We start from the raw sequence: 22,065 nt of genomic DNA on the forward strand, positions 1-22,065 counted from the left end.
AATTTATGACACTCATTCATGTATATAAAACACTTTCTCACAGAAAAAAGCAGCACGCCGGCTGCTTTTTTTCTGCGTTGTTAATTTAATTTATAAACTCTCGCTTCATAAGATTTTAATTTTCCATTTTTCTCAAGATGATTATCATTACTTTCATAATTACCAATCAGCAAAGAGGAAGATTCAAAGTGAAGACCTTCCGGCAATGTAAAGGCTGCATCCTCCCCCGTGAAGTTACACACAATCACAAGCTTCCCTTCCCCGAGTGTCCGGGTGTAGGCGTAGATTTGCTTATGGTCATCAAGGATAAGGTCATACGTGCCATAAACGATGATGTCATGTTCCTTACGAAGGCGGTTCAATTCCTTGTAGTAATAATAAATGGACGCGGGATCTTTCAACGCGTTTTCTGCATTGATTTCCTTATAGTTCGGATTGACCTTCAGCCACGGCGTACCGGTTGTAAACCCGGCATGTTCACTGTCATCCCATTGCATTGGCGTCCTTGCATTATCCCGCCCTTTACGATAGATGGCTTCCATGATCGTGTTGTGATCTTCTCCGCCCTCCGTCACTTTTTCACGGTACATATTGTGAATTTCTATATCGTTGTACTCTTCAAGGGAGTCGAATGCAACGTTCGTCATCCCAAGCTCTTCCCCTTGATAGATATAAGGAGTTCCCTGCAGCATGTGAAGGAACGTAGCAAGCATCTTGGCAGATTCAACGCGGTATTCCTGATCGTCCCCGAACCTCGAGACCATCCTTGGCTGATCATGGTTATTGAGGTAAAGACTGTTCCAGCCCCTGCCTTCGAGGTCTTTCTGCCATTTTGTCATCACCTGCTTCAGATCGGTGAGAGCCCAGTCCTTCACGTCCCATTTACCGCCGGGGCCGGAATCCAGGTCCATGTGTTCGAATGTGAAGATCATGTTTAGCTCCGTACCCTCTTCATTGGCATATCGGGCGGCATCCTCCGGGGACGCCCCTGGACATTCGCCGACTGTCATCATGTCATAGTTCGAGAGTACTTCCCTGTTCATTTCCTGCAGATACTCATGGACACGGGGGCCGTTCATGAAATAATCCCCGCCCCAGTCGTATCTCTTTCCGCCTGGTGTACTCGGGAGGCCGTCCTCTTTGGAGATGAGGTTGATGACATCCATCCGGAATCCGTCGACCCCTTTATCCAGCCACCATTTCATCATGTCGTAGATTTCAGTTCTCAATACAGGGTTTTCCCAGTTGAGGTCCGGCTGTTTTTTACTGAAAAGGTGCAAGAAATATTCGTCCGTCGTCTCATCATACTGCCAGGCCGATCCACTAAAGAAAGACGTCCAGTTGTTTGGTTCATTTCCGTCCTTGCCGGGACGCCAGATATAATAATCCCTGTAAGGGTTGTCTTGCGATTTCCGGGATTCCATGAACCATGCATGTTCATCCGACGAATGATTGACCACAAGATCCATCATCAGCTTCATCCCTCTGGTGTGGAGACCTTCCAATAATTCCTCCCAGTCTTCCATTGTCCCGAATTCGTCCATGATAGCTTTGTAATCGCTGATATCATATCCATTATCATCATTGGGAGATTCATAGACGGGGGACAGCCAGATGACACCGACTCCCAGTTCTTTTAAGTAATCCAGCTTGCTGATGATTCCTTGTAAATCACCGATCCCGTCTCCGTTACTGTCTTTGAAGCTTCTCGGATAAATTTGATAGACGACGCTTTCTTTCCACCATTTTTTCTCCATTTTTCTCTTCCTTTCTATGATGAGAGCTGACGATCTATATCAGCTGCCGCTTTCTTTAGTCCTTCTTCTACACTTACTTCCCCACTGAAAATGTTCCTGAAGGTATTTGTCAGGATGGTGTTGATTTCTTCCCATTGCGGCACCGGCGGCCTTAAGAAGGCTTCATCGATGCTTTCGATATAACTTTTATAGTAAGGATACTCTTCTGCAAAATTCGATATTTCCACCCGTTTATTCGTTGGGAGTAAACCTGCTTTTAACAGTAGGCTTTGAGGCTCTTCGGTGGTCATCCATTTCACGAACGTCCATGATGCTTCCCGATGTTTCGTTCCTTTCGTGATGACCGCATTTTCTCCGCCGAGGATGGAACACTCTTCCCCATTACTCGGAAACACGCCTGAAGCCGTTCGCTGATTGACAAGAGCCAAGTCGTTTTCTGACCTTACGCTGTAGAACCATGGCCCCTCATCAATCATGAAATAATCACCCGAACTGACATTTTGCCACGTCTCCGCATATCCACTGAGTACCTCGGGAGGAATATATCCGTTCTGGTACAGCCCCAACAACTCTTTAAGTGCTGAAATGCTCTCTTTGCTATCCAGATAGCCGCTTGCCTTTGTATAGTCCTTGTTCATCACCTTTCCGCCCAATCCGTAAAAATAGGGGAGGCTGTTCCAGGGAGAAACGTCACTGATGCCGATTTTCAGATTGTGTTCCTTTACGATCCCGATCAATTCATCCATCGTTTCTGGAAGATGATCCAGTTCGAGTTTCTCTAAGGCTGCTTTATTGTAAATGGCTGCTTTTACATTCGTGTTCAGGGGTAACCCGTAGTAATTCTTTCCGAATCGATTTGACTCAAGGGGATTTTGTAGGAATCTTGACTTGACCAAATCAAAGTCATCAAATTCACTTATTGGATAAAGTAAATCCAGGTGGACAAATTTAGGAATCCAAGTAATATCCATTCTGACGACATCGGGGGTCCGATTGACGGATGCCCGTGAAATAAGCGCTGACATCAGCTGCTTGCTATGAGGCTGCCTGACGGATTTGACATCGATCCCAGGATATTTCTCTTCGAATAACGGAATGATCTCATTTTCAAAGATTCTCGTTTCTTTGTCGCTGTAAGTATGCCAGATCTCTATTTCTTCCACACTGTTTTCATCAGATAATTTCACTTTCTTTGATTCGTCGATGATATGTTGATTTCCGCAAGCGTTCAATATAAGCAATAAGATCAGTATGATGGTTGTCCGGAATCGAATCATGTGAGAATCCCTTTCCCTATCTATTTATGATGCTCAGTCCTGTAATCCCCCGGGGAGAGGCCGGTGACTTTCTTGAATAATTTACTGAAGTACTTCACATCATTGAAACCTGATTCACCAGCTACTTCATATACCTTCAGTGAAGTGTGGCCGAGAAGTTCTTTCGCCTTGTTGATTCTGAGTCTTATCACGTAATCGATGAAATTGACATCCATGAATCGCTTGAATAAAATGCTAAAGTAATTCCGGCTGATATGGATATGATCTGCCACGTGCTGAAGAGTCATCTCTTGTGTATAGTGCTCATGGATATACGTGAGGGCCTTATCCAACAGCTCATTATCCATATGGGGATGTTTACTTTCCGATTCAAGAAAGAGGTCACATTCATTCTTCGCTTCATGGAAAAGCCCTGTCAATTCCTCCAGTGTTTCTGAAGAAGCCAAGTTTGACATATGGTCTATTAATACGCTTACTTCAACCTTATTCCAATATAGTGCCTTCAGGATATACCCTGCTTCCTTCTTGACGTTGTCGGGGTGCATATCCTCTTCCTTCCAGCGTACAAACCTCGCCTCGAGGAAGTTCTCAAGTGATTCTTCCCCATGAATTTGAGCTTTTATCTCTTCAAGACTCAGGGGCTCCCGAAGCATTTTCACTCCTCTTTCATAAGGAAAGATCTCAGTGTTACTTTGGAAGAAATATTGTTTGCCTGAAAGAGAGGCATGATGGTATCCCTCGACCAATTTTTCACGATCTGAAACCACTGCATAGCTGAACACCAGTTTCAGCGACGTTTCCTTTTCAATCTTCTCCTTCAACTTGTTAACAGTATCCCTGGGTTCTTCCGTATTCCCCATGAAGAAAATCAGTTCATTTTCACCTATCGGAAAGCAATACCCGTCTTCAGTTTCTCTATAGAAACGCTCTTGAATTTCATCGACGATCAAATTTTTATAAAGGAAACCAAATTCATCTTCGAGTCGATCAAGTTCCTTTATGCTCCCAAGCAGTAGAAGCTGGGGCATGTGAAGAGATTCAATCCTTTGTTCACACGCATGGAACGGTTCTTTCTGCAGAAGGATTCTCTTGATCGATTGTTCCGTCCTCCGCCTGTCGTTGATCTTATTGGTCTGTTCCGCCTGATCAAGCTTCTCTGTCACTTTTTCCTCATCGAGGATTTTGTCGATACATTTATGGATGGTCCTTGAGAATTGGTCAGGTTCAAGTGTCTGTTTCAATATATAATCGACCGCCCCGTGGGTAAGGCCTTCCCGGACATATTCGAACTCATTGTAGCTGCTGACCAGGACCACCTTTAGCTTCGGGTTCATTTGAAGCGCTTTCTTCATCAACGTAACGCCATCCATGACAGGCATCTTTATATCGGTTATGAGAATATCCACATGGCCGGTTCTTTCCATTGCGTCTAACGCTTGTTTTCCATTTGAAAAGTCACCGATCAAGTGAAGATTCTTATCCTCCCAGTCAATGGAGGATTTCAGGCCAAAGCGGATGATCGGTTCATCATCCACAATCATCACGTTATACATCTTGATCACCCCTGGTTTTCGTCATCAATACAAGCTTCACAACGGTCCCGTCCCCGCTGGTGATTTCAAACTTTGAATCCGGACCAAAATAAAGTCTGATGGAATCGGCCACATGACTTAATCCAATGCCTACGTATGAGTTGTCCCCAACAGACGACCTTTGCACCCGTTGTAACATATCCTGTTCAACACCCACTCCGTCATCCCTGATTTCGATTTGAATTCCTCCGAGGATATTCTTACCCGTGATCCACACTGTCCCTTCCGTTCCTGTTGGTACGATTCCATGAAAGATTGAATTCTCCACGATCGGCTGCAGAAGCATCCTCGGAATCTCCCAATCTTCCACTCCCTCTTCAAAGTCCGTCACTAAATGGAACTTCTGCTCATACCTGATTTGCAGGATGACCATGAATTGTTCAACCAATTCCACTTCTTCCTTTATGGATATAAAGGTCCCGGTCTTCCCCATATTCCCTTCAAGGAGTTTGGATAATGCAGTAAGGGCGGTGTTCGCTCTCTCCGTCTCTTTAAACTGGACGAGCCAGCGTATCGTACTCAATGTGTTAAAAAGGAAGTGAGGATTGATTCTGTGCTTGATGGCCCGAAGGACGGCTTCCTGCTTCTGATGCTGTTCTTCCTTCACTTGCTCTAGTAAATCTTCCACCCGATAGATCATATGGTTGAATTCGGAGCTCATCATTCCGATTTCATCCTTCGAATCCACACTCGTACGCACCTTTAAGTTCCCCTCGCCGACAAGCTTCATTTGCTCCGTCAAGATCTTAACCGGATCGGTCACTTTCTTTGCGATGAAACTCCCGACGAGAATCGCCACTATTCCGAAAATGATGGATGCACCGATGATGATTTTTTGAATCGAAATGATTTCGCCTGTGATTTCAAAAGTCGGTACCCTCCCGACGATCAACCAGCCGTTCCCGATCGGTTCCGTTACGCCATAATAAGGGATATCATCCTCTTCGTATTCGAATTCCCGTTTATCAGAAAGGATATACTCCCGCATTTGCTTATTCTGAACGGGATTATTCAGATTCTCTAAATCGTTATCGATCACCACTTCCGCTTGCTCATTCACAACAAAGAAGTGGCCGGTCTTCCCAAGCTTGATTTGGTTGATTTTATCCAATATCGCTTTTCCGTCCAGGCTGACCTGGATATAGGCGATGTTCTCCATCGTATCAAAGTCTTTCAACACCCTGGTGATGGGCAGAATAAGATCGGTGTTTTCACCGGCTCCACTGAACCGGTCGTATTGAAGTCCACCCCACACCAGCTCTCCATCTCTTCGAACCGCTTCCTTGGCCCAATCCATTCCATCAATATTCACCTTTGAGAGCTTATAAGGGGAAAAGGTCCCGCTTCCCCAGCTCATCCCGTCTTCCTTCAATACATAAATGATCCTCACAAATGAACTTGTATATATATTTGAATTCAAATACGATGTCATATATTCTTGATTTTCTTCTGTGTCTGAGGAGCGATTGTCCAAGTCATCCTTCACGATCTCCTGTATTCTTTCATTACTATAGATGAGATCTGACATATCACTTCCATTGGAGAAGATAAAGGACAGGGATTCCGCTGCCTGTCTCGCAATCTGCCTTGACGATTCCCTTACATTTTCTTTTACGACATCCGAGGCGGAATGGTAGAAGAACACACTATTAAAGACCGTAGGGATTAAACAAACGACTAATATGGTGAGAATGACCTTGGCAGCCAGCCGTTTCTTTAGAAGCTGTATCATCTGCTAATCCCTCTTTCCGTTATTCTTGTTATCTATCATATCTCTCCTTCCCAGTAGGAGCAATAGGTCCTATTTATAGTCGATCACGACCAGATCCCAATACTTGAGGGATGGGACGGTGAACGTAATCGAGTCCCCTTTTTGCTTGAAGTCAATCTCCAGAGGGGAACCTTGATAGGCATCAGGTGTTGCCACCCAGATCTTATCTGCCTTACCCCCGGCCTTCACTTCCACTTCGATATCCTTTTCTTCCTCAGGCTCAGGCTGTACTCCTTCATTATCCCGCCATTCCAGCGAGGAAGCATCAGTGAAATTGATCAGATGAATAAGCTCTTTATCCTCTTTCTTTTTGGCAAATGACCAGATGGAACCGAGCTTTGGCTGATCGGAGACGGTAAGATCCCCTTCTATCTTCACTTCTTTTTCCGCTTCCTCACCGCCATCACGTAGAAGATTCTGATAGGCTACCTGGAAGTCATAGTATCTTGTCAATTCGGTGTTCAGTTCATCACTCATGCTTAATTTCTTGTGAGGGAAATACTCTTTCGAAAGCATATTTTCGCCAAGTTCCAGGTGTGAACCTCCAGAAGCGAAAATGACCGCATTCGTCATCAAAACACCAGGCGTATTGAATTCTCCCATGGAGTCAGATAAATCATAGTTCATGTAGGCAGCCAGGACCGTATTCAGCTTGCCTTTGCTGTACTTACTATTCTGATCAATGACGCCTTTAAGACTCGAATACGTATTATGACCATCCCAAAGCTCCGAATAGAGGAAGTCCACCGGTGCCTGGGAAGCGATATATCCTTGTGCATACTGCGAAACGGCATTCATGACCAGGTCGACACCCAGTTCCTGTTTCGCTTCATTCAAGAATGGAACATACGTAGTCGAAAGGTCTACCGTCTTCCCGTCACCATTCCAAAGTACGCCACGGTCACCAAGCTGATCGACGTGCCATCCGTCAAAATCCAGATGATTAAACACTTGTTTTTCTTCATTTAGAATGAAGTCCTGCCATCCTTTATTGGAAGGATCCATCAGGTAAATATCACTCGCCCAATTATCAGGTAGGGGATGGTGATCCTGCTCTTCCGCATCCGGATCCTTGAATAGGCCCCATTCCTTCTTCACTCCCTCATCTTCAGCACCTTCATAGCTGCCGAACAGGAGATTATAATTCATCGCCTTCATATTTTTTTCATGAGCAAGGGAAATGTAGCGTTCGATTGTATCCCGTGATACTTCCCTGTTGGCGATATCCGGCCAGGTTGAGGCAAGCTTACCATCTTCCATCTTGAGAGGTTTCTCATGTTTATACTGCCAGTCGTAAAATTGCAGCCCATTGATATGGAATCGATTTAATTGGTTGATCACATCTTCCTGCAGATCTGCTTCCATGTCGTAAAAATCGGCAAGATACCCGTATCTCGGAAATTTGGCCCAATCGGAGGATACATCAACACCTATGTTCTGGTGATCAATGACCTCATCTCCTTGTTTTACATACACTTCCACCATATACCCCTTAAAATCATCTTCTTCCGGTTTCCAAGACCACGATATCTCTTCGTCTTTCAGATTGATTTCTTCCTCTTTCACTGTTTCTGCCAAGTGTTTATACTGAACCAGTATTTTTCCTTCTTTTACTTTTTCCTTCAATGATAATGAAAGCTTCACGGATTCCCCCGGTTCATAGGCGGCTTGATCCGTGCTCAGTTCATCCACCCATTTCCCTTGTTGAATCGTCTCCGCTTGAAAGACAGGTTCAGAACTTGAATTCACACAACCTAAGAGCATCACTGCTGTAAGTGACATGCTTGCCAGAACGGCCAGGCTTTTCTTTTTCCCCATTACTCTCACCCTATTCTTCTATATGAGTTATCCTTTGACCGCTCCTTCTGAATGTCCGCTCTGTACAAACTTCTTCTGGAAGATGATATAGATGATGATCACCGGCAGAATCGCAATCAAGGAAGCACCAAATATCCAAGACCAGTTACTCGCATATTTACCCTGGAACATCATTAGCGCGATCGGCAAGGTTCTCATCGCTTCATCCTTGATGATCGTCAACGCAACGAAATATTCATCCCATGTCCCCGAGAATGAGAAAATGGCCATTGTACCGAGGGCAGGCTTCGAAAGAGGCAGATAGATCCTTCTGAAAATGGTCCAGTTCCCTCCTCCATCCATCAAAATGGATTCTTCCAATTCCTTCGGTACGGTCTCAAAGAACCCTCTCAGGAAGAAAGTAGAACCGACCACACCACCGCCAATATAAAGTAACCACAAGCCCCAGTAAGTGTTCACAAGTCCAAGGTTCTTAATGACGGTAAATTGAGGAACGATGGCAAGCACAAGTGGAATCATCATCGTGAATAAAAAGATCCTGAATAACAGTTCCTTACCTGGAAACGTAAACCGGACAAAGGCATAAGCCGTCAACGCTCCAAGGAAAACACTTCCCACCGTGGCGACACCTGCTACCAGCAAGCTGTTTAAGAAATAACGAAAGAAGTTATTCTTGTTCCAGACAATTTCATAGTTTTCAAAATTGGGGACTGCCGTGAACACTTCCTGCGGCTTTGGAAGTGAGTAAGCCCCGTTAATGAATGTCGTCATCACCATATAGATAAAAGGTGTAATAAAGACGATGACCCCTAATATGAGAAACAAATAAACAATCAATTTACTAAAAAAGTTCCCATTCATACGTTTACCCTCCTCTTCTATCTACATGAATTTCTGATTGCTCAATTTCTTCTGCTGCGTGAATGTAATCAGGAAGATCGTCAGGCCCATCATCACACCCAGCGCTGAAGAATACCCGAAGTTAAAGTTACTGAATGCCTGTTTGTAAATCATGCTCTGGAGCACTTCTGTCTGCCCCATCGGTCCGCCGTTCGTGATGAAATACACCTGTGGGAAGAAGTTAAAGGCACCCATGATTAAATTAATGATGACAAATGCCGTAATCGGACGCAGCATCGGTATCGTGACAAACTTGAAAGCCTTTATTCCGCTTGCCCCGTCGATTGCTGCCGCTTCATAAAGATTCTTCGGAATCCCCTGAAGGGCCGCTAAATAGATGACCACTGTCCACCCCACCGTTTTCCAAATGTGGAACAGCCAGATGACGATCATCGCCGTCCACTGGTTCTGTAGCCAGCTGATCGGCTTATCCACGATCCCCAGATGGACGAGGACAAAGTTGATCAACCCATTATCACCATCTGCAAACAGATAACGAAAAAGGAATGCAACGACAATCCAAGACGTAATAATCGGAAGATAATACAACGTCCTGAACGTAATCTTGTACTTAACAAATTGAATATTGATCAACACAGCAAAAAACAGTCCTAAAAACCAGTTGATCGGTACCGTCACGACTGTATTGAGAAATGTATTCCTGACGGCGTACGCAAAAGCCGGGTCCGAAAAAGCCTTTTTATAATTCTCTAAACCGACAAAAGGACTTTCCGCACCGGGGATGATGTTATAATCCTGGAAGCTCATCACAATCCCCTTAATGAGGGGATAAATGACAAATATAGTGGCCCCGGCAAGCCCGATTAGAAGAAAAGGGGATACTGCCAGCCATTGCCTTGCCCCTTTTTTGAACCTCTGGGAAAATGGTTTTTTTTCAGAAAGAATAATATCACTGTGATTATTATTTAGATTCGGGTCCATCTTGATCCCTCCTTGTATCCATATGAATGAAAGAAGATACTGCACCAAATCGGTGAGTACCTTCTCTTGTCAACATTACTGTTGTAGAATGGCATCCGCTTTCTTCGCTGCATCATCCATTGCTTCTTTCGGTTTCATCTTCCCGCGCATCACTTTCTCAAAGTTCAAGTTGATGACCTCTTCAATTTCCGACCACTCAGCAATCGGAGTACGCGGCAGCGCTGTTTCCAGCTGCTTTACATATTTCTCGACAATTGGATTCTCAATCACTTTTGGATCATTCGCAGCGTTCTTATTCGTCGGAATCAATCCTGCTTCAGCCATCAATTTCTGCGGCTCTTCTGTCAACATCCATTTCGCAAACGTCCATGCTTCCTCAGGGTGTTCGGAACCTGCAAATGTGACAAGGTTCTCACCGCCGATAACAGAACGGCTTCCACCCGGACCTTCAGGAATCAAACCGCTGACCGTTTGTTCTTCCGGATTGAACTTGCTCCCTTCTTCATTCCCAAGAATGCTGTAGAACCAAGGGCCGTCATCAATCATCAGATATTGACCTGCTTTCATTCCGTCCCATGCGCCAGGTTCACCGCCAAGAATGGTGGGAGAAAGCAGCTTATTCTTCTGCCATGAAGCCATTTCTTCAACCGCAGCAACGCTTTCCTTACTATTTAGGTAGCCATCGAACTTTGTATAATCATCATTCGTCAACTTACCTCCGAGACTCCAGAAATATGGAAGGAATCCCCACGTATTGCTTCCGCCGATGCCGATTCCACCTTTAGCGCCGGCATCCACTGCCTTCTTCGCTGCATCTTTCAACTCATCCATCGTCTTAGGCGCTTCCGTGTATCCAGCTTTTTCAAGCAAGCCTTTATTATAAATGGCTATTTTCGTATTCGTATTCACCGGTACTCCATAATACTTCCCATCAAAAATGTTCGTTGCCATCGGAGCTTCAAAGACACTGTTCTTAACATCCTCGAACCCATCCATCCCACTAACTTCTTGAAGGGCACCCATCTTGGCAAACTCAGAAACCCACACAATATCCATACGCATCAAATCAGGTGCTTCCCCACCGGAAACCCCGGCGATCACCTGCTGTTTCAATCCTTCATAAGGCATCCTCGTAAGCTTCAACTCAATATCAGGATGTTCTTTTTCAAACAATGGTTTGATCTTCTCATTAAGAATGACTTCTTCCTGATCACTATACGTATGCCAATAATCCAACACAACCTTATCGCCACTACTCTTAGATCCAGTCTCACTCGATCCCCCGCTGCAGCCCCCGGCAAATAACATCGTGGATATCGCTGCACCTGTCATAAACTTCTTCCAAGCCTTCATATCCTTAACCCCTCCCTTTTCTATACCTCCATTTTCCATGAAAGCGCTTTACTATAAAACCGCTTACATTCTTGTGATGGTGTTATATATTTGATTGTTTTTGGTGGTAGTTATGATGTGGAATTGAAAAAAGTGTCATATTTCTCTGTTTTAGAGAGATATGACACTTTTTAGGGGAAGCATGGGGACGGTTCTGTTGCTTCTCTTATAATAGAAAAAGGAAGCACGAGAAGAACGAAATCGCTATCGCGATGGCTTAAAAGATTCCTTCCAACTAAAAAAAGGCAAAAAAAATGAAAAAGTATGTTCTTTTGTGGTATTGTTTAATCGCCAAACCAAACAATCCTTAGAAAGAAAATACTTTTTCATATGCCTATTATATCATCGAATTCCTCATATTTGTATACCCTTATTCTTATTACCAGAAATCGCCCACCTCCATAGAGTAGATGAATGTCCATTTATCTATTATTCTAGGAGGCTATTTACGTGGATTATCAGCAGAAAATTGAACTTTACTTCGAACTTAAAGGAACACCGGAATCCTCGAGGGAGTCCTATAGGCGGAGAATGAAGGCGTTTGTTTCGTTTATGGAAAAGCAAAATAAAAAAATCTCTGACACAACAGAAGAGGATATTCAACAATACATCCTTTTTCTGAAACAAGTGAAAGGACTCACCCCGGGGACGATTAACAACTACATTTCTTCGATTAAATTCTTCTACACTTACGTGTTAGAAAAGGAATGGAACCCAAACAAACTTCCCAGGATGAAAAGAATCAAAAAGTTCCCTGTCGTTCCACCTAGGGAAGATGTCCTTAGACTTATCAACTCCTGTCGAAACATTAAGCATAAGGCCATTTTCTATTTAATCTATAGTAGTGGGCTTCGCGTAAGCGAAGTCGCCCAACTGAAGATCAAGGATATATGTAGTAAATCCATGAGTATCCGGGTTGACGATGCCAAGCATAATACGAACCGATATACCATCCTATCAGAATCAGCACTTATCGTGCTTCGAGAGTATTTCAAAGCTTCTTTCAAAGGGAGACCCTTCAAACCGGACGATTGGTTATTCCCTAGTAGTAAAAATTCCTCGGGACACATTCATATTAAAACAATTAAAAACACCATCATTAAACAGCGGGATAAGATAGAGTTGGACACTACTATTTCGTCTCATACGTTAAGACACTGTTTTTCGACTCATTCTTTGGAAGATGGGGTTGACCCTGTATACATTCAACAGATGCTTGGTCATAAAAACCTTAATACGACACTTGCTTATTTACACATGACCTCAAAAAGTTTGATGGGCGTTAAAAGTCCTTTAGATAATCTGGGAAAAGACCAACGATGAGTACGGTTCAAGAACTGTTTCATACCTTCTATCCGACTTACAAAGAAACATATAAACTCTCTATGGAACAAGCAAAGGCAGCCACAAACATGATGAACTGCCGGACCGCCGCCATGGGTGGACATTCTTACGAATGTGAGTCCTGTAGTCATTCCTTAGTACGGTATAATTCCTGCCGAAATCGGCATTGTACCCTATGCCAGGGAGTAAATAAGGATATTTGGGTCGATCAACGAAAAAAAGATATTCTCGATGCCCCTTATTTTCATGTCGTGTTTACGATGCCGGAACAGCTACATATGTTGATCTACCATAATCAGAAACTCCTTTATGATTTAATGTACAAAGCTGTCGCCGAAACGCTAACCGAACTGGCAGGTGATAAAAAGTACTTGGGAGCACAGATTGGGTTTTTCTCTGTTTTACACACCTGGGGGCAAAACCTTCATTATCACCCTCACATCCATACCGTTGTATTGGCCGGTGGACTAAATGATCGAAATCAGTGGCGCCGTTCAAGTGAGAAATTCTTTATTCCAGTGAAGGTACTGTCTAAAAAGTTTCGGGGAAAGTATCTCTATTACCTGAAACAATACTATCAACAGAAACAATTGAGATTCTTTAACGAGTCCAAGAAGTATCAAGATGCGAAGTCTTTTCAAGCATTGATCGATGAGTGTTACCAAAAAGATTGGTATAGCTATATGAAAAGGACCTTCTCAGGACCTATCGCCGTCATGGAGTACCTTGGTCGTTACACTCATCGAATTGCCATTTCTAATAATCGTATTGTCTCAGCCAACGATCAATCGGTCACGATTCAAGTGAAGGATTATAAACGTAACAATCAAAAAAAGACCGTAACCCTGAAGGGTGTAGAATTTCTCCGTCGCTTTCTCATGCATATTCTACCGAAGGGATTTGTGAAGATTAGACACTATGGCCTCTTGGCTAACCGGAATAAAAAGACCAAGCTGAAACTCTGTCGAAAGCTAACGAAGAGCCCTACGTATAAACCATTATTTGAAGGATTAAGCAAGATTGAAATTCTTTCTATTCTTATCAAAAAGGATGTTTCCCTCTGTCCTTCCTGTAAAAAAGCACATTTAACAGAGGCTATACCATGATTGTAAACAACCGAATATCTTCTTTGAAAAGCCTCTTAAGTGGGGAGGGGGAACCTATACTCTTCACAGTCCCGGAAGGGATTTAGTTTACTCTTTCCCCGGAAAAACATCAAAAAACAGGAAGATTTCGTTACCGATCAGCCGATTGAAATTCCATAGCTGGGGACCGCGACTTCCTTCTTCCTGGCAATCAAAAATTTTGCGTGCGTTCTTATTACAAATATAAAGTGAAAAGATCCAACTAGATTATTACCCTAGTTGGATCTTTTTGCGCGCAAAACTTCCGATTGACCCCTTTAAGAACCGTCCCCTTGCTTCCTTGCTCAATGCTTCTATTCACAAAAGTAGAGTCGCAACCGTCCCTAGTTAACCTACTTCCCTTGAAGCTTCATAATATCCTTTAAGCCCGCGCTCGCGCTGGGGAAAGTTCGCACGTTGAAGACATCTTTAATATTCAATGCCAGTTCTGGTGTTATCTCTACAAGAATGAGTTCTACCCCTATTAATCGTAAACAATCATGCAACGATTGAATTGTGTAGGTGAAATGATTAACAACCTGTTTCACTCCCCCTAATGATAATAAAACAAATTCTATCCGTTTGGATGTACACTCCTCTAGAAGTATAGAGATCAAGTGATCTCCTCGATCTATGTCTATATCTCCTAAAAGAGGCAGGGCAATGGTGTTCTTCCAAATATGAATAATCGGTACCTGCAGTTCCTTTATCATCTGGTCTTTTCGTTTCTGTTCCTCAGCTTGTGACGTCACGTCCATCAACATAACCATATATCCTTCTATCTCGCCAGTATCTTCCATTGGATAAATCGGCGTAATCACAATATCCGCAGCAATTTTTTCTGCAATCATAATTCTTGCTCTGTGCCCCTCTCCCAGCTCCTTCATCATACCCCTTTGATAGTCAGGAGAACGATGAAAGTGGTCCATATTTAACCCAATCATGTCTTCCGCTCTTGATAATCCATAATAAGGAGCAATGGTCTGCAGTGACTGGATGGCTTTGCGATTCATCCAAGTGATCTTGAAATCTGTGTCGGCTATAAGAATATTTTCTCCAATACTATTTAACGTATTTGTAGCTGTAATATCAATAGGAAGCTGATTACTCATGATCCTCCACCTCGTAATGAAATTTATCTCTTTCTCTATAGTATAGTGCTACTTTATAAACGTAAATACATTAATTAAGAAAATAGTTCCTCATTTAAGAGTTCATGTAACTAGAAAAAGGGGGCTGACCCTGGCAAGCTGAGTGACCTCTCGTCCATTTATCATGCCTTCTTAATGGCCAATATTTACTGATCTAAAAGTTAGAGAAGAACATAAACAGGCATTGAAGGAACCTGAAAAAAAGACCAGTCCCTCTTCTAATTGTGCCGTTTGCAAAAAGACTGTTTCTGATAAAGTTAGGGCGTATTGCTTATCAAATCCTCTTTTAATAGGGGAGATTTATTGTTATGAGCATCAGAAAACCGGTGCAAAATAGTTTACCCTTTTATGTAGAAAGTCCCCTATATGAAAGCATTCAACAATAAAAGGGACAAGGTCTCCCCCTGGTCCCCTGCTCCTCAATATATGGCCGCTCCCTCAAATGACTCGTCCGCTTCCATCAAATAAAAATAACTATACTCAACCTAGCACAACGGAACCTTCATCGTGAGAACATTCTCTTTATTGTAAACACTATAATCTGCTTCTCTTCATAAGTCACTTTTTTCAAGTACAGGATAGTTCTGGTGATTCCTAGTTATTATTACATTTAGTGGTTAAACCTATCGAATTGATACAAATATTCAATGAAAAAACAAAAAAGTAAAATAAATACCAATTTATAGTATTTATTACGATCCATAGATTCATGTAATGTTTTTGTTATATTATTGTAATGAATTAGAAAGAAAGAAAGATAGAAAGGGAGTTCACATGAAAAAAGTAATAATGTTTTTATTAGCTCTAACACTTTTAAGTGCTTGCTCTTCAGAAGATACCAATCAGAAAGAGAGTAACAAGGATTCTGGAAAGAAAGAAGAGAGCGTTGAAGTAGATAAAAAGTTATTCAACGTGGAAATTACTCTGCCCGCCTCCATGTTCGAAGATAAAAACCTTGAAACGATCCAGGCTGATGCAAAAGAAAACGGCATTAAGGAAGTAACAAAAAATGAAGATGGATCCATCACATATAAAATGTCTAAATCCGTTCATAAAGAACTAATGAAAGACATTGCTACAAGTATTGAAGAATCGGTTGAAGAAATGAAGACAAGTGAAGACTATGTGTCCATTAAAGACATTACTCATAATGATTCTTTCTCCATTTTTACGGTAGTAGTAGATCAAGCTGCCTATGAAAATAGCATGGACGGTTTTGCCACTTTAACGCTTGGTATGTCCGGAATGATGTATCAACTCTATGACGGGGTAAGCGAGGATGATTACTCTGTCAAGATTAAAATGGAAGATAAAACTTCTGGTAAGACATTCGATGAAGTTGTCTATCCAGATGCCCTTGAAGAGACAGAAGAAGGTTAAAAAATTCTTCTAAAAGGAACCAGATGCACCTAACGTTTTGCATTCATTATTATATAAAAATTATATGGGGGTTAACAGTATGTTGGATTTTATAGCTTTTATTAGTTTATTAGCGGTTTTAGTATTTTTGGTTTTAGCCGTTATTTCATTAATCAAGAAAAAAGGAAAGGCAAAGAGAAATTTCTTGTTCGCCGTGACAGCTTTTGTTTTGTTTATGGTATGTATCATAAACGCGCCTTCCTCTACCAGCGAAACAGCAAACACCACTCCGGAGGAAGAAGTGTCTGCTCAAGAAAGCAACAATGACGATAATGCCAAAGAAGAAGCAGCTAAGAAAAAGGCTGAAGAAGAGGTCAAAAAGACTCCACAACAAGAAATGATTAGTAAGATCCAGGAATTAATTAGTTCAAATCACGCTTATGATTCAGGTTCATATATAAAAGGAGATATTGCAGAGGGTGAATATGCATTTATTCCTTTTGATGGCAGTGGTCAATATTACGCTGAAAAAGATGGTGCTGGGAACATAATTGATAACGAAAACTTTGATAGTTTTGGATATGTATACGTTCATGGTGCTGGAAATATTGATACTGGTGGTGTATTGATCAGTCCTGCTTCATTTGAAACGTTAGGCGTAAAAAGCGCAAAAGAAATCTATCAAGTTGTGAATCAAGTAGAAGGTGAGTATAAAGAATCTGCTTGGTACAAAGTAGGAGTCGACATTCCAGCGGGGCAATATGTAATTGAAAGTTATGGAGAAGGTTACGTTGCGGTTATGAGCGGACCAGTCGGAAACAACGATATAGTAGATAATGAAATTTTTAACGGAAGATACCAGCTTAGTGTAAGCGATGGGCAGTATTTGAAAATATCTCAAGGGGTTATTTCGGAATAATATGAAGTAAATCGGTAGCAAAGCTCAGAGATTAGTATTCTCTGAGCTTTTTTTTGAGGGATTTTTTATTTTTTTTATAAAGTTAGATTGCATGCTAGCTGAGTATAAAAGGTATACACGGAATATACGACAGAGATTTTTTTCAGAAAAGATATTTGAAGCATATTGGCGTTTCTGATGCTTCTTCACAAATCATAACCACCAACGACCTCTTCCCATTAGCATACCGGGGTGACCTGATCCGGCGTTTTCAATTGCATCAATTGATAGTGTTCTAATGGTTTGAATAGAAAGGCGATCAATACTTATTTTTTCTTATGCAACTTACTTCCTCCTACTATTTAAGTAATACATTTATTGGTACCATCCTATATATGGCTTGAACTAATAAATTGCATCCTCATCCCTTTTCGGTAGGATGTAATAAGGGAATGTGTCTCTAATTTCCCATCACCTTTTTTCTCTACACCTCTTAATAATTGACCATTCGTAATTCCGGTGGCTACAAAAAAACAATTATCTGTTTTGACGATATCATTGATTGTTAAAGTCTTTTCTGGATTTGACATTCCCATCTGTGAACAGCGCTCAAATTCTTTTTGATTTTGAGGAACAAGTCTACCTTGGAAATCCCCACCCAGGCACTTCAAAGCAACAGCGGCTATCACACCTTCTGGAGCCCCACCGGTTCCAACCAACATATCTACATTTTGATGATCTATTGCTGTTGAAATTGCTCCAGTTATATCAACGTCAGAAAATAATTTTACTCGTGCCCCAGCCGCAAACACCTGTCTTTTCAGGTAATCATGGCGTGGACGGTCCTGCATCATGATGGTAAGCTCTGATACTTCCTTCCCCAGCCTCTTTGCAACAGCTGTCATATTTTCTGTTAAAGGGGCATTGATATCGATGCAACCTTTTGCTTTAGGACCGACAGCTATTTTTTCCATATACATATCAGGAGCATGAAGTAAACTTCCATGTTCTGATACAGCGATGACCGCTAATGAATTATCTTGGCCGTTAGCCATGAGTGTCGTCCCCTCTACAGGATCCACAGCGATGTCTATATGCGGACCCGTTCCAGTTCCTAATTTCTCTCCGATATATAACATTGGCGCTTCATCCATTTCACCTTCACCGATCACAATATGTGCATTCATATTAATTTTGTTCAGTTGATCTCGCATCGCTTCGGTTGCTACCCCATCTGATTGGATTTTATTCCCTTTACCAATCCAGGGAAAGGAAGCCACAGCTGCCCTTTGAGTCACTAAAAGAAATTCTTCTGTTAATCCCTGAATGTAATTTACCTTTTGAATAGCCAACATAACCCCTCCAATAAATCAGATTAATACACTAACTCCATCTGCACTAAACCCAAAAGTATTCTTGGAAAATTCATCAAAAACTTTTTCTTTTCGATTACTATTATTTTATTATATATATTTGTTAAAATCCATCTTTTTCTTTCGTTTATTTTCATTAATTTTTATTTTTAGTTATTTATACATGCAAAAGGGCTAAGAAAAGGTTTCAATTCGAAAGCTTTCTTAGCCCTTATCTTGGTCTATTTAGTTTATACCTTTTTGCAAGATCTGCAGATTCACCTTTATATTCTACAAGAACTACTCAACTATAGTTAATATTACATACCTTTAATTTTTCAATATCTTCCTTTGACATATGATCATCCGTTATGATCATATCAATTTCATCAAGCGCCGCAAAAGATGCAATTGATTTTTTATTTAATTTGGTATGATCCAGAAGCGCCACTACACGGTTTGAAGCCTGTACCATCTTCTTCTTCAGTTCCACTTCATACATATTAAAGTCAGTCAGCCCGTTCTCAAAGTCAAAACCGCTTGCTGAAGTAAACATAATGTCTATGTTTATTTTATTTAGTATATCACCTGAGATCGTACTTTCTAATGCACTGGAACCCGCTCTTAAAATCCCGCCGATCAATATGACGATGAACTCAGGATTGTCCCGAAGTTCTAATGCAGTATATATGCCGTTGGTCACAATTGTTAACCGCTTTGAAGAATGTTTTATTTTTCTCGCAAGCTCAAGCCCTGTCGAACTGGCATCAAGTAAAATACATTGATTATTTTCAATTAATTGCTCGGCCTTCATACTAATAATATGCTTTTCTTCTTTATTCACTTTCTCCCTATCTGAGAAATTCACCTTATTATCTTCAATATCGTTTAATACAGCCCCACCATGGGTCCGTTTCAAGAATCCTTCTTTTTCCATATCTTTTAAATCATTTCTCAATGTAGCCTCAGAGACTTCTAATTCTTTCGATAATTCTTTCACTGTAATTCGCTGATGGTTATCTAATAGTTCAAGAATCTTATTGCGCCTTTCTTCCATAAACATTTTCACCGGAGTACCACCTTCTTGTCCATATCATTCTCTAATAGTATCATAAGCTAAACTGTTTATGAAAGTAAATAAAAATAAACGAAAGTATATAATCTCATCTTTCCATCGTTCCAAAGATAACAATCTAGCTGACAAGGTTCAATAACACAGTGATAGAAATGACACTTACCAGGGTAGACACCAACGTTATACTGGATACTAATTCTGGTTCTGTTTTATATTGCAATGCATATAAAACGGTCGTTGCAGCAGAAGGCATGGCACTCGCGACAATCAGAACATTTCTCAGTAAGGGGTCTAAATCCATTAAAGTAATCGTAATAATATAGGCTATAATCGGCGAAAGAATCATCCGCGTCATAATTCCATACGAGATTTCAGCCCATTGAAAATTTCCTAATTTAAGGTTAGCCAACTGCATCCCTAAAATAATCATTACTAGTGGAATAGCTGCATTTCCTACTATCTCAATTACAGAAAGTAAATTTCCAGAAACAGAAACATTGCTCAAATTTAGTATCAAAGCACCGATCAATGCATAGGTCGGCGGCATTTCAAACACCGATTTAATTGCAACCTTTATTCCATCTTTTCCCCTCGCCGCATAATAAACCCCAAAAAAATTCATGATTATCTGTTGTAAAACCATAAAGGTAACCGCTAAGGCGAAAGCTTTTTCTCCAAATGCGAAAAGGATGATTGGTGCCCCATAATTACCTGAATTCATAAATGCCGTTGAGAGGATCAATCCATTTTCAACAGATGTTGGATGCTTTTTAGACGAGCGTATATCTTATTGATGATAACGAGTGAAGCCAATAAAATAGATGAAAAAATAATCATTTGGACATAGGTATGGTCCAATTCAGCTTTATAGATCGTATTAAAAACCAAACATGGGATTAATACATACAATGCTACAGTCGATACCGATGTAATATTTAATTTTTTCCACTTTTGAATGCTATACCCAAATCCAAATATAAGTAAGACTGGCAGCATCACCGTTATGAAAATGTCCATATCGAAACTCCTTTAAAAAAGCTTATAAAAAAAAATGTACAGCAATAAAATATAGCTGTACATTGATTGGGATTTAGTTAAAGTTCTTATGCCTGTTGCAGCATTTTCTTAAGAACTTTGTCTAATTCTTCTTTCTCAAATACATCTTTCCAATCAGGCTTGAAAATCATTTCCTTCCCATAATCGATGGCAATTTGACATGCATCAGAGAATGGATTTGTACCCCTGAAGGCTACTGCTAAGCCAATTTGAATATGACCTAACAAGAATGCCCTTGCCGCCGGTTCTGGAACACCCATTTTCACTACTTCGTCTAATGTTTCTTTTAAGATAACAGCTGTTGTACAAGCTACAACTTCCGCAGCTGTTGGTTCCAAGATCGCCATTTGCTCAACCGTAATACGGTGACAGGTTTCGACTGGGGCATACATATCGATGGCAACCTGTTCTCCTATACTATATTTATCTTCTTCTCCATAAAACAAAGCAGCAACGATATCTTGCTTTGCAGCAACACCTCCAAAAGCATCCTCGTGCTCTTCACGAGTGAACTTTTCCACAAACACAGAAGGATGACATGGGTGTGCAACTACATAAGTCAATTCATTTCTTAACTTTAATTCATTGGAGTATGCAGCAGCGGGGTCTAAAGTTAAAAGTACTGCACCACTTTTCATCATTGAAACCACATCACTTGAAATTTTACCTAATAACACATCAGGAACAGCAAGAATCACGACATCGCTTTTCTTTACTGCTTCATCAGTATCTGTTACCTCATACCCACGTTCTTTGATAGATTGAATCCCCAACTCAGATTTTTCGCAAAATAATAAGTCGTAATGATCATGTTTTTGCTAAATTCGTTGTTACTCTTGTTCCCATTTTCCCGCCTGCACCAATAACTGAAACTGTTAAACTCATTAAATCTTCCTCCTCAAGTAGTCCATACTCTTTTTGGTCCACTCTTTCTCTTTTTGAATCGTCTTTTCGATTGTTTCATCGAAACTAACCCATAATTCAATGATTGCGTTAAATTCCTTCTTCTTATTTCTTTGAACGCTATTATACAAATAGTCGAAATTCAATTGACCTTCACCTAATGGCGCGCCACTGTAATAAAAACCAACCCATCCTTGATTACGCTTAAAGGCGAAATCCTTAACATGGAGATTAACTACATATGGGCCGTTTTGTCAATTACTTCTTCAGGCAGTTCCAGTGAAGCCACTGTATTCCCCGGATCTAAGCAAATACCTATATATGGACTATCAATCATATCCATTAACTCTACTA

General features: G+C 41.2%; 19 protein-coding genes and 1 pseudogene. 4 read left to right on the top strand and 16 right to left on the bottom strand.

Annotation, left to right across the window (positions count from 1 at the left end; translation table 11 throughout):
* Positions 1-80: 80 nt before the first annotated feature.
* The 8 genes from ATG71_RS22960 to ATG71_RS22995 form a co-directional block, all read right to left on the bottom strand.
* Positions 81-1,757 carry a glycoside hydrolase family 13 protein gene (locus ATG71_RS22960; RefSeq protein WP_098441666.1) on the bottom strand — a complete coding sequence of 559 codons (1,677 nt, stop codon included), beginning with the start codon at positions 1,755-1,757 and terminating at the stop codon, positions 81-83.
* Between the two features lie 14 nt (positions 1,758-1,771).
* A complete protein-coding gene (locus tag ATG71_RS22965; RefSeq protein ID WP_098441667.1) occupies positions 1,772-3,034 on the bottom strand; it encodes an extracellular solute-binding protein in 1,263 nt (420 codons plus the stop codon).
* A 20-nt stretch (positions 3,035-3,054) separates the two neighbouring features.
* Positions 3,055-4,587, bottom strand: coding sequence for a response regulator transcription factor (locus tag ATG71_RS22970; protein ID WP_098441668.1), 1,533 nt, complete (start codon positions 4,585-4,587; stop codon positions 3,055-3,057).
* Complete coding sequence (locus ATG71_RS22975) at positions 4,580-6,358, bottom strand: cache domain-containing sensor histidine kinase (RefSeq protein ID WP_098441669.1); 1,779 nt, start codon at positions 6,356-6,358, stop codon at positions 4,580-4,582. The genes ATG71_RS22970 and ATG71_RS22975 overlap by 8 nt, the downstream gene beginning before the upstream one ends.
* A 69-nt stretch (positions 6,359-6,427) precedes the next feature.
* On the bottom strand, positions 6,428-8,215 hold the full coding sequence (locus ATG71_RS22980; RefSeq protein ID WP_098441670.1) for a glycoside hydrolase family 66 protein: 1,788 nt from the start codon (positions 8,213-8,215) through the stop codon (positions 6,428-6,430).
* 27 nt (positions 8,216-8,242) lie between these two features.
* On the bottom strand, positions 8,243-9,076 hold the full coding sequence (locus tag ATG71_RS22985; RefSeq protein WP_098441671.1) for a carbohydrate ABC transporter permease: 834 nt from the start codon (positions 9,074-9,076) through the stop codon (positions 8,243-8,245).
* A gap of 21 nt (positions 9,077-9,097) precedes the next feature.
* Positions 9,098-10,057, bottom strand: coding sequence for a carbohydrate ABC transporter permease (locus ATG71_RS22990; RefSeq protein ID WP_098437338.1), 960 nt, complete (start codon positions 10,055-10,057; stop codon positions 9,098-9,100).
* A gap of 75 nt (positions 10,058-10,132) precedes the next feature.
* Positions 10,133-11,410, bottom strand: coding sequence for an extracellular solute-binding protein (locus ATG71_RS22995; protein WP_098437340.1), 1,278 nt, complete (start codon positions 11,408-11,410; stop codon positions 10,133-10,135).
* A 489-nt stretch (positions 11,411-11,899) separates the two neighbouring features.
* Between ATG71_RS22995 and ATG71_RS23000 the strand changes: the two genes are divergently transcribed.
* Positions 11,900-12,772, top strand: coding sequence for a tyrosine-type recombinase/integrase (locus ATG71_RS23000; RefSeq protein ID WP_286162935.1), 873 nt, complete (start codon positions 11,900-11,902; stop codon positions 12,770-12,772).
* Positions 12,769-13,899 carry an IS91 family transposase gene (locus ATG71_RS23005; protein WP_098438931.1) on the top strand — a complete coding sequence of 377 codons (1,131 nt, stop codon included), beginning with the start codon at positions 12,769-12,771 and terminating at the stop codon, positions 13,897-13,899. Before ATG71_RS23000 ends, ATG71_RS23005 begins: the two co-directional genes overlap by 4 nt.
* Positions 13,900-14,270: 371 nt before the next feature.
* On the opposite strand, the gene ATG71_RS23010 is transcribed toward ATG71_RS23005, so the two are convergent.
* On the bottom strand, positions 14,271-15,029 hold the full coding sequence (locus ATG71_RS23010; RefSeq protein WP_098437343.1) for an RsbR, positive regulator of sigma-B: 759 nt from the start codon (positions 15,027-15,029) through the stop codon (positions 14,271-14,273).
* Between the two features lie 813 nt (positions 15,030-15,842).
* Between ATG71_RS23010 and ATG71_RS23015 the strand changes: the two genes are divergently transcribed.
* The gene (locus tag ATG71_RS23015) at positions 15,843-16,448 is read left to right on the top strand and encodes a membrane lipoprotein lipid attachment site-containing protein (protein ID WP_098437346.1); all 606 of its coding nucleotides are present in this window, start codon (positions 15,843-15,845) and stop codon (positions 16,446-16,448) included.
* Between the two features lie 79 nt (positions 16,449-16,527).
* On the top strand, positions 16,528-17,346 hold the full coding sequence (locus ATG71_RS23020) for a hypothetical protein (RefSeq protein WP_098437348.1): 819 nt from the start codon (positions 16,528-16,530) through the stop codon (positions 17,344-17,346).
* A 213-nt stretch (positions 17,347-17,559) separates the two neighbouring features.
* Here ATG71_RS23020 and ATG71_RS23190 read toward each other — a convergent pair.
* The 7 genes and pseudogenes from ATG71_RS23190 to ATG71_RS23565 form a co-directional block, all read right to left on the bottom strand.
* Positions 17,560-17,655: pseudogene (locus ATG71_RS23190) on the bottom strand (hypothetical protein); the annotation flags it as partial.
* Positions 17,656-17,714: 59 nt separating this feature from the next.
* Complete coding sequence (gene glpX, locus ATG71_RS23025; RefSeq protein ID WP_098441672.1) at positions 17,715-18,680, bottom strand: class II fructose-bisphosphatase; 966 nt, start codon at positions 18,678-18,680, stop codon at positions 17,715-17,717.
* A gap of 301 nt (positions 18,681-18,981) precedes the next feature.
* Positions 18,982-19,740, bottom strand: coding sequence for a DeoR/GlpR family DNA-binding transcription regulator (locus tag ATG71_RS23030; RefSeq protein ID WP_098441673.1), 759 nt, complete (start codon positions 19,738-19,740; stop codon positions 18,982-18,984).
* Positions 19,741-19,870: 130 nt separating this feature from the next.
* Positions 19,871-20,473, bottom strand: a complete 603-nt coding sequence (locus ATG71_RS23035) for an AEC family transporter (protein WP_353616304.1) — start codon at positions 20,471-20,473, stop codon at positions 19,871-19,873.
* Between the two features lie 17 nt (positions 20,474-20,490).
* Positions 20,491-20,769 carry an AEC family transporter gene (locus tag ATG71_RS24050; RefSeq protein ID WP_353616305.1) on the bottom strand — a complete coding sequence of 93 codons (279 nt, stop codon included), beginning with the start codon at positions 20,767-20,769 and terminating at the stop codon, positions 20,491-20,493.
* A gap of 86 nt (positions 20,770-20,855) precedes the next feature.
* Positions 20,856-21,581 (bottom strand): phosphogluconate dehydrogenase C-terminal domain-containing protein, encoded by a 726-nt coding sequence (locus tag ATG71_RS23040; protein ID WP_286163108.1) that lies wholly within the window; start codon positions 21,579-21,581, stop codon positions 20,856-20,858.
* Between the two features lie 111 nt (positions 21,582-21,692).
* A complete protein-coding gene (locus tag ATG71_RS23565; RefSeq protein WP_179886622.1) occupies positions 21,693-21,857 on the bottom strand; it encodes a hypothetical protein in 165 nt (54 codons plus the stop codon).
* Positions 21,858-22,065 lie beyond the last annotated feature (208 nt).

The organism is Bacillus sp. es.034 (genome assembly GCF_002563655.1).
Lineage (GTDB): Bacteria > Bacillota > Bacilli > Bacillales > Bacillaceae_B > Rossellomorea.

Coding starts and splice junctions, on each gene's coding strand:
- ATG71_RS22990 (WP_098437338.1), bottom strand. CDS start 10,057: ATGGACCCGAATCTAAATAATAATCACAGTGATATTATTCTTTCTGAA.
- ATG71_RS22960 (WP_098441666.1), bottom strand. CDS start 1,757: ATGGAGAAAAAATGGTGGAAAGAAAGCGTCGTCTATCAAATTTATCCG.
- ATG71_RS23015 (WP_098437346.1), top strand. CDS start 15,843: ATGAAAAAAGTAATAATGTTTTTATTAGCTCTAACACTTTTAAGTGCT.
- ATG71_RS23035 (WP_353616304.1), bottom strand. CDS start 20,473: ATGAATTCAGGTAATTATGGGGCACCAATCATCCTTTTCGCATTTGGA.
- ATG71_RS23010 (WP_098437343.1), bottom strand. CDS start 15,029: ATGAGTAATCAGCTTCCTATTGATATTACAGCTACAAATACGTTAAAT.
- ATG71_RS23030 (WP_098441673.1), bottom strand. CDS start 19,740: ATGTTTATGGAAGAAAGGCGCAATAAGATTCTTGAACTATTAGATAAC.
- ATG71_RS22970 (WP_098441668.1), bottom strand. CDS start 4,587: ATGTATAACGTGATGATTGTGGATGATGAACCGATCATCCGCTTTGGC.
- ATG71_RS24050 (WP_353616305.1), bottom strand. CDS start 20,769: ATGGACATTTTCATAACGGTGATGCTGCCAGTCTTACTTATATTTGGA.
- ATG71_RS22995 (WP_098437340.1), bottom strand. CDS start 11,410: ATGAAGGCTTGGAAGAAGTTTATGACAGGTGCAGCGATATCCACGATG.
- ATG71_RS22975 (WP_098441669.1), bottom strand. CDS start 6,358: ATGATACAGCTTCTAAAGAAACGGCTGGCTGCCAAGGTCATTCTCACC.
- ATG71_RS22965 (WP_098441667.1), bottom strand. CDS start 3,034: ATGATTCGATTCCGGACAACCATCATACTGATCTTATTGCTTATATTG.
- ATG71_RS23005 (WP_098438931.1), top strand. CDS start 12,769: ATGAGTACGGTTCAAGAACTGTTTCATACCTTCTATCCGACTTACAAA.
- ATG71_RS22985 (WP_098441671.1), bottom strand. CDS start 9,076: ATGAATGGGAACTTTTTTAGTAAATTGATTGTTTATTTGTTTCTCATA.
- ATG71_RS22980 (WP_098441670.1), bottom strand. CDS start 8,215: ATGGGGAAAAAGAAAAGCCTGGCCGTTCTGGCAAGCATGTCACTTACA.
- glpX (WP_098441672.1), bottom strand. CDS start 18,680: ATGTTGGCTATTCAAAAGGTAAATTACATTCAGGGATTAACAGAAGAA.
- ATG71_RS23020 (WP_098437348.1), top strand. CDS start 16,528: ATGTTGGATTTTATAGCTTTTATTAGTTTATTAGCGGTTTTAGTATTT.